The organism is Mycobacterium sp. (assembly GCF_036488105.1).
Lineage (GTDB): Bacteria > Actinomycetota > Actinomycetes > Mycobacteriales > Mycobacteriaceae > Mycobacterium.
Map to the genome: position 1 here is coordinate 1 of NZ_DASXHW010000225.1, position 4602 is coordinate 4602.

The window sequence follows — 4602 nt, forward strand, 5'->3', positions numbered from 1 at the left end:
GTTGCTGGACGTCGTTCGTCATCGCGGTGTCGAGACCTTCCTCGAACTCGGCAACCCGATCACCCCGGCCGAGCTTGACGATGTGGCGCGGGCGCAGGGTGTCACGGTCGGGCGCGGCGACATCGTGTTGGTCAGAACCGGTTGGTGGGCACGGTTTTTAGAGACCGGCAACGGCAGCGAACCCGGCTCGGGACTGGACTGGCAATGTGCGTCCTGGCTGCACGACCACGACGTCGCGGCGGTGGCCGCCGATAACCTCATGGTCGAAGACCCGATATCCGGTGTCAAGGGAACGATGCTGCCGATGCACATGCTGTGCCTGCGCGATATGGGGTTGATGCTCGGCGAGTACTGGGATCTCACCGCCCTGGCGGCGGACTGCGCCGCCGACGGAGTGTACGAGTTTCAGCTCATCGCGCCGCCGCTGAGAATCGTTGGTGCGGTGGGTTCTCCGGTGAATCCCATCGCGATCAAGTAGGAGTCTGCCATGGAGATTCAGCGCAGAACCGTGGTGGTCGACGGGCTATCGACCAGCTACCTGGACGCCGGCCGCGGCGACCCGGTGGTGCTGCTGCACGGCGGTGAATTCGGGATCAGCGCCGAAATCGGATGGGAAGCAACGATACCCGCACTCGCTGAGCGCTATCGGGTGCTAGCCCCGGACATGTTGGGTTTCGGACAGTCGGCCAAGGTCATCGACTTCAACGACGGCCGTGGAATGCGGATACGGCATATCGCGCGGTTCTGCGCCGAACTCGGCGTTGGCTCGGCACATTTCGTCGGCAACTCGATGGGTGCGATCAACTTGCTCGTCGACGCCACGTCGGAGTCTCCGCTGCTGCCGGTGCGCAGTCTGGTGGCCATTTGCGGCGGCGGCGAAATCCAGCGCAACCAGCACATGGACGCGCTGTACGACTATGACGCGACGGTGCCGGCCATGGGACGGATCGTCGAGGCGCTCTTCCACGATCCGAAATATCCGGCCGACGAGGATTACGTCCAGCGCCGCTACGAATCCAGCATCGCCCCGGGGGCGTGGGAGGCGCTCGCCGCGGCGCGGTTCCGGCGGCCGGGCGCGGCACCGCCGCCGGGGCCGTCGAGCAAACGGGCCTACCAGCGCGTCGCGGTTCCGGCACTGGTGGTCGAGGGTGCCTGCGACAAACTGCTGCCGCCCGGATGGGCGAAGGAGATCGCTGACCGGCTTCCGAAGGGGCGGTCGGCCGTCATCGATGCTGCGGGGCACTGCCCGCAGATCGAGCAGCCCGCCGACATGAATGCGCTTTTGCTGGACTTTCTGGCAACTGTCGAGGTCTGACCGGGTGCACGCAAAGCCGGCACAAAGCTGGCGTTAATCTTTTATTAAGCTCGTCGCGGTTTGCTGTTAACGTCGTGCCCGTCGTCGAGAGGAGCCTTTGTGAAGGCCAGCCGATGTATCGCGGCGCTGAGCCTGCTGGTCACGGGCGCATTGGCGCTGTCGGCGTGCGGTAGCAGCGGCAGCACCTCGACATCGGCCTCCGGGCCACCGGCGGTACCCGTCACCTGCGGCGGTAAGAAGAAGCTGCAGGCCAGCGGCTCAACGGCGCAGGAGAACGCGATCGAGCAGTTCGTCTACGCCTACATCCGGGCCTGCCCGGGCTCCACCTTGGACTACAACGCAAACGGGTCCGGCGCCGGTGTGCAGCAGTTCGTCGACAACGAGACCGATCTGGCCGGCTCCGACAAACCACTGGACCCAGCAAAGGGCGAACCCGACCGGGCCCAACAGCGTTGCGGATCACCCGCCTGGGACCTGCCCGCGGTGTTCGGCCCGATCGCGGTCACCTACAACGTCACCGGCGTTACCTCGCTGAACCTGGACGGGCCGACCACGGCGAAGATCTTCAACGGCAGCATCAAGGACTGGAACGACCCAGCCATCAAGGCGCTCAACGCTGATGTCAACCTGCCCGCAACACCGATCAACGTGGTGTTCCGCGACGATAAATCCGGCACCACGTACAACTTTCAGAAGTACCTCGATGCCGCATCCGGCGGCGCCTGGGGCAAAGGCACCGACGAGACGTTCGACGGTGGGGTCGGCCAGGGCGCGAGCGGAAATGAAGGGACCTCGACGGCTCTGCGGGCAACCGACGGGTCAATCACCTACAACGAATGGTCGTTCGCGGTGGGCCACCAGTTGACCATGGCCCAGATCCTCACGTCGGCCGGCCCGGATCCGGTGACGATCACGCCTGACTCGGTCGGCAAGACGATCGCCGGGGCGAAGTTCGCCGGTCAGGGTAACGATCTGGTGGTCGACACGTCGTCGTTCTACAAGCCATCGCAGGCCGGCGCCTATCCGATCGTGCTCGCGACGTATGAAATCGTTTGCTCGAAATACCCGGATTCCGCGACGGGTGTGGCGGTAAAAGCGTTCATGCAAGCCACGATTGGAGCCGGCCAGGACGGCTTGGATCAATATGGCTACATCCCGATGCCGAGCTCGTTTCAATCGAAACTGTCGGCGGCCGTGAACGGGATCTCCTGATGGAGCGCCGACGGTGATCGGCAGCCAACCGGGTGCACAGATCGGGTCCTGGTTCGGGCCCTATCGGCTGATGCGACTGCTGGGACGCGGCGGGATGGGGGAGGTCTACGAGGCCGAGGACACTCGCAAGGGCCGGGTGGTGGCGCTCAAGCTGATCTCGCCGGACTTCTCCGACGACCCGATGTTCCGTGCCCGGATGCAGCGCGAGGCCGGTGCGGCCGGAAGGTTGACCGACCCGCATGTCGTGCCCATTCACGATTACGGCGAGATCAACGGGCAGCTCTATCTAGACATGCGCCTGATCGACGGCGCCAACTTAGCCACCGTCCTGAAACGGACCGGGCCGATGAGTCCGCCACGTGCGGTGGCCATCGTGCGTCAGGTCGCTGCCGCGCTGGACGCCGCGCATGCCGGCGGCGTCACGCACCGCGACGTGAAGCCGGAGAACATCCTGATCACCGGCGATGATTTCGCCTACCTATTGGATTTCGGTATTGCCCGCGCCGACACCGACCCCGGATTGACCCAAGCCGGTATGGCGTTGGGAACGTACAGGTACATGGCCCCCGAGCGGTTCAGGGACCATCAAGTCACCTATCGCTCCGACATCTATTCGCTGGCATGTGTTCTGGGTGAATGTCTAACCGGGGCACCGCCTTTCCGTGCCGACAGCATCGAGCGGCTGGTTGCCGCGCATCTGATGGAGCCTGCCCCGCGGCCCAGCCAGCTGCGCCCCGGGCAGGTTCCGGCGACCCTCGATCAGGTGATCGCCCAAGGAATGGCCAAGAATCCCGAGGATCGTTACCGCAGTGCCGGTGAATTGGCCAACGCCGCGTTGCACGCGCTGACCGTGTCCGAGCAGCACCAGGCTGAAAGTATTCTGCAGCACGGCGAGAATGCCGCCAATGCTCACACCATGGCTCGTCCGGCGGCAGCCGCCGCGGGTGCGAGGAGTTGGTCTGTACCGCCCGCCGGTGCCGGCGGTTGGGGTCATCACTCCGGCGATTCGCTACCTGGTCGACCGAACGCCACCCAGCAACCCGACTTCAGTTCCCCTCCGCCGCAACGGCGCGACCGACGCAGGTTGTGGATGATCGTCGGCGCGGTCTCGGTGCTCCTCGTCGCCGTGTTCGGGTACGTGGTGCGGCCGCACGGTGGACCGGCCGCCGAGTCCTGCGGACAAAACGTGCTGCCGTTCAACGGACTCAACTTCCGTCTCTCACCCGGCGGGGTGGCGGTGGATTCCGCCGGCGCGGTGTACGTGACCAATCAGGGCATGTACGGCCGGGTGGTGAAGTTGACGCCGGGGTCGGACACCCCGACGGTGTTGCCCTTTACTGGCCTGTACCAGCCGCAGGCGGTGGCGGTTGACGCGGCGGGCACGGTATATGTCACCGACTTCAACCATCGGGTGGTGAAGATGGCCGCCGGCTCGAATAACCAGACGCAGCTGCCCTTTACCGGCCTCAGCTATCCCGAAGGGCTCGCGGTCGACTCCGCCGGCAGCGTGTATGTCGCCGACCGGGGTAACGACCGGGTGGTGAAATTGCCGGCCGGCACCAACACCCCGACCGTGCTGCCGTTCACCGGTCTCAACAACCCCGATGGCGTTGCGGTCGACGGCGCCGGCAACGTGTTCGTCACCGACTCCGACAACAACAGAGTGGTGAAGCTGGACGTCGGCTCAAACGAACAGACAGTCCTGCCGATCGCCGGGCTCACGGTGCCCTGGGGTGTCGTCGTGGACGGCGCGGGCAACATCTATGTCAGCGAGCACGACAACAATCAGGTATTGAAACTGCCCCCCGGCTCGAATACCCCAACTACGGTGGCGCTCAACGGTCTCAACACACCGCTGCAGCTGGCGCTGGACAAGGACGGCGACGTGTACGTCGCCGACCGCGGCAACGACCGGGTGCTCAAGCTCCGTGTCGCCGGATGTTCGGCATAGACCTGGATCGGCTCAACGGCGCCGCAGGGCGATCAGCCGGTTGCCCAGCGCGGCCACCAGGTACACCGCCGCGACGACGAGGATCAATGTCAGTGCCGCGCCCCAAACTCTGAGGAAGCCGGCG

The 4602-nt window shown here is 65.2% G+C and carries 4 protein-coding genes and 1 pseudogene; 4 read left to right on the plus strand and 1 reads right to left on the minus strand.

The window, feature by feature from the left end:
* The 4 genes from VGH54_RS11990 to VGH54_RS12005 form a co-directional block, all read left to right on the plus strand.
* Positions 1–478, plus strand: a 478-nt coding sequence (locus tag VGH54_RS11990) for a cyclase family protein (protein ID WP_331512215.1), incomplete at its 5' end; no start/stop codon positions are given.
* Between the two features lie 9 nt (positions 479–487).
* Positions 488–1315: an alpha/beta hydrolase gene (locus VGH54_RS11995; protein WP_331512216.1), complete on the plus strand. Its 828-nt coding sequence runs from the start codon at positions 488–490 to the stop codon at positions 1313–1315.
* A 99-nt stretch (positions 1316–1414) separates the two neighbouring features.
* Positions 1415–2527, plus strand: a complete 1113-nt coding sequence (pstS, locus tag VGH54_RS12000; protein ID WP_331512217.1) for a phosphate ABC transporter substrate-binding protein PstS — start codon at positions 1415–1417, stop codon at positions 2525–2527.
* Between the two features lie 13 nt (positions 2528–2540).
* The gene (locus VGH54_RS12005; protein ID WP_331512218.1) at positions 2541–4478 is read left to right on the plus strand and encodes a serine/threonine-protein kinase PknD; all 1938 of its coding nucleotides are present in this window, start codon (positions 2541–2543) and stop codon (positions 4476–4478) included.
* A 12-nt stretch (positions 4479–4490) separates the two neighbouring features.
* On the opposite strand, the pseudogene VGH54_RS12010 reads toward VGH54_RS12005, so the two are convergent.
* Positions 4491–4602 (minus strand): annotated as a pseudogene (locus tag VGH54_RS12010) (phosphate ABC transporter, permease protein PstA); the annotation flags it as partial.